This is a genomic window from Arthrobacter sp. P1_H7, assembly GCF_056405215.1.
Genome location: NZ_JBFUCO010000042.1, coordinates 1 through 1,121 on the forward strand (window position 1 = coordinate 1; position 1,121 = coordinate 1,121).

The 1,121-nt window shown below is 66.7% G+C and carries 1 protein-coding gene; it reads left to right on the forward strand.

The genetic code is table 11. The features are described 5' to 3' along the window. Positions 1-33 precede the first annotated feature (33 nt). Positions 34-1,121: D-mannonate dehydratase ManD (gene manD, locus AC1DXI_RS20725; protein WP_476940149.1), on the forward strand; the 1,088-nt coding region annotated here is incomplete at its 3' end.

Here is a 1,121-nt window from a genome sequence, read left to right on the forward strand (position 1 = left end):
AGACATCCCCGTTAGAGCAGATAAGGACCTGTTGTGAAAATCATTGCCGCTGAAGTGTTCGTCACCAGCCCCTCCCGGAACTTCGTGACCCTGCGGATCACCACCGAGGACGGGGTGACCGGGATCGGGGACGCGACCCTGAACGGGCGCGAGCTGGCCGTGGCCGCGTATTTGAAGGAGCACGTCGCGCAGCTGCTGATCGGCAAGGACCCGCACCGGATCGAGGACACCTGGCAGTTCCTGTACCGGTCCTCGTACTGGCGCCGCGGSCCGGTCACGATGGCCGCGATCGCCGCGGTGGACATGGCGTTGTGGGACATCAAGGGCAAGCTCGCCGGGATGCCGGTCTACCAGCTCCTGGGCGGGGCGTCCCGGAACGGGCTGCGCGCCTACGGGCACGCCTCCGGCGCGGACCTGCCCTCGCTCTTCGACTCGGTCCGCGAACACCTSGAGCTCGGGTACAAGTCGATCCGGATCCAGACCGCGGTCCCCGGGATCAAGGCCGTCTACGGCGTCGCGGCCCAGGCCCAGGCCTCCGGGGAGCGSTACGACTACGAACCGGCCGGGCGCGGSGCGTTCCCGCAGGAAGAGGACTGGGACACCCGCGCCTACCTCCGCCACCTGCCGACCGTGTTCGAGGCGGTGCGCAACGAGTTCGGCCCGGAAATCCCGTTGCTGCACGACGGGCACCACCGGATGACCCCGATCCAGGCCGCGAAGCTGGGCAAGGCRCTCGAACCCTACGACCTGTTCTGGCTCGAGGACTGCACCCCGGCCGAAAACCAGGAAGCGCTCCGCCTGGTCCGGGCGCACACCACCACCCCGCTGGCCATCGGGGARATYTTCAACACCGTCTACGACTACCAGGCCCTGATCAAGGAACAGCTGATCGACTACGTGCGGGCCGCGTCCACSCACTTCGGCGGGATCAGCCCGCTGAAGAAGGTCATGGACTACGCCGCGCAGTACCAGATCAAGTCCGGCTTCCACGGCCCCACCGACATCTCSCCGGTCGGGTTCGCCGCGCAGCTGCACGTGGGCCTGGCGATCCACAACTACGGCATCCAGGAATACATGCAGCACTCGGATGCGACCAACGAGGTCTTCGAACAATCCATGAC